This window comes from Streptomyces sp. NRRL B-24572 (genome assembly GCF_002156145.1).
GTDB classification, from domain to species: domain Bacteria; phylum Actinomycetota; class Actinomycetes; order Streptomycetales; family Streptomycetaceae; genus Streptomyces; species Streptomyces vietnamensis.
Genome location: NZ_MWIG01000986.1, coordinates 1 through 2,048, shown reverse-complemented (window position 1 = coordinate 2,048; position 2,048 = coordinate 1). Strand labels below are relative to the sequence as shown.

Here is a 2,048-nt window from a genome sequence, read left to right as displayed (position 1 = left end):
GTTCCGGCCGCGCAGCCGCTGCACCTCGGTGCCCGCCTTCTTGGCGGCCTTGAGCTCGGCGGCGAGCGCGATCAGGCCGCGGAACTCCTCGGCGGTGAAGTCCAGCTCCTTGAGGAAGTGGCGGCCGATGAGGTCAGTGGCCATGGGACGTGCTCCTGTGGGTACGGGTCGGGAGGACGACGGTCGGGACTCTGGAAGTGTATACACACTTCAACATTTATATACAGCCCCCTCCCCCTCCCGCCCGTGGTGCTCAGACGGCGTCCCGCTCCACCGGACAGCTCATGCAGCGCGGACCGCCCCTCCCCCGGCCCAGCTCGCTCCCGGGGATCTCGATCACCTCGATGCCCTGCTTGCGCAGATGCGTGTTCGTCGTGACGTTCCGCTCGTACGCGACGACCACCCCCGGCTCCACCGCCAGCACGTTGCACCCGTCGTCCCACTGCTCGCGCTCCGCCGCGTGCACGTCCTGGGTCGCCGTGAGCACCCGGATGTCCTGGAGCCCGAGGGCCGCCGCGATGGCGCTGTGCATCTGCTCCGGCGGATGGTCGGTGACCCGCAGGGACTGCCCCGCGTCGCCCGGTTCGATCGTGTACGAGCGGAGCATGCCGAGCCCCGCGTACTGCGTGAACACGTCCTGGTCCACCATCGTCATCACCGTGTCCAGGTGCATGAACGCCCGCCGCTTCGGCATGTCGAGCGCGATGATCGTGCGCGCCGAACCCGCCGCGAACATTCCACGGGCCAGCATCTCCACCGCCTGCGGCGTGGTCCGCTCGCTCATCCCGATCAGCACGGCGCCGTTGCCGATGACGAGGACGTCACCGCCCTCGATCGTCGACGGATAGTCCGCCTGTCCCTCCGACCAGTGGTGGAAGGGACCCGCCTCCGGGCCCGTGAACAGCGGATGGTGCTTGTAGATCGCCTCGAAGTGCACCGTCTCGCGCTGCCGGGCCGGCCAGCGCATCGCGTTGATCGAGACGCCGTCGTAGATCCAGGCCGAGGTGTCCCGGGTGAAGAGGTGGTTCGGCAGCGGGCCGAGGACGAAGTCGTCCAGGTCGAGCGCGTGGAAGCGGACCGAGGTCGGCTCCCGGAACGCCGCCAGGAACTCCCGCTTCGTCATCCCGCCGACCAGCGCCTCGCCCAGCACGGCGGCGTCCAGCGAGTCGAAGGCCGCGCGGAGGTGGTCGGTGGCCAGCGGCCCGTACTCCTTCTCGTCGAAGACCCGGTCGAGGACCAGCGCGCGGGCCGCCGGGACCTCCAGGGACTCGCGCAGCAGGTCCCCGAAGAGGTGCACCTCCACCCCCCGGTCTCGCAGCACGTCGGCGAAACCGTCGTGCTCCTGCCGGGCCCGCCGGACCCACAGCACGTCGTCGAAGAGGAGGGCGTCCTTGTTGGACGGGGTGAGCCGCTTCAGCTCCAGATCGGGCCGGTGCAGGATGACGCGGCGAAGCCGCCCGGTCTCGGAATCGACATGGAATCCCATACGCCCATCCTGACGGAGCCGGGCGGCCCCGGCCCGCCTTTCGACACGGGTCACGTGACCCACTGGGCCATGCCGATCAGGACGATCGCGACCACCAGACCTCCGATCAGCAGCGCGGCGCGGCGCAGGAAACGGCGGGTGTAGCCGCTGCCGGGGTCGTCCGGGTGGGCGAGCGGGGGTCCCGCCGGGCGGTGCGCGGTGCGCGGCACGCCGTACGCCTCCTTCAGGAGCGTCAGCCAGACCGCGTCCGGCAGGCCCGGCCGCTCCCCGTCCACGATCAGCCAGAACGCCTCCCGGGCGGACGGCTCCGGGCTCGTCCGGAGCCGCGAGAGCAGCTCGGCGACCGTGCCGACCGGGGCGTCGCCCCGGCCGAGCAGCGGGCGGACCGCCCAGCGGTGCAGCTCGGCGGCGTTGGCCGCGCGCAGCCCCTCCGCCGGCGCCTCGGGGTCGTTCCGCGCGGCGGGCGGGGCGACGGCCCACAGCTCTCTGTGGATGACCACCTCGCAGAGCTCCCGGCGCCTGCCGTCCTGGGGGTATCCGCTGCGCCGGGAGCTCTGCGAGG

Annotated in this window: 2 protein-coding genes and 1 pseudogene; all 3 read right to left on the bottom strand. The window is 71.7% G+C overall.

From position 1 onward, the window contains the following. Positions 1 to 144, bottom strand: a pseudogene (locus CCN56_RS45350) (ornithine carbamoyltransferase subunit F); the annotation flags it as partial. A 109-nt stretch (positions 145 to 253) separates the two neighbouring features. Further along, positions 254 to 1,486 carry an arginine deiminase gene (locus tag CCN56_RS39210; protein WP_086832377.1) on the bottom strand — a complete coding sequence of 411 codons (1,233 nt, stop codon included), beginning with the start codon at positions 1,484 to 1,486 and terminating at the stop codon, positions 254 to 256. A gap of 50 nt (positions 1,487 to 1,536) precedes the next feature. Then, on the bottom strand, positions 1,537 to 2,048 hold a 512-nt coding region (locus tag CCN56_RS39205; protein WP_218779503.1), incomplete at its 5' end, for a hypothetical protein.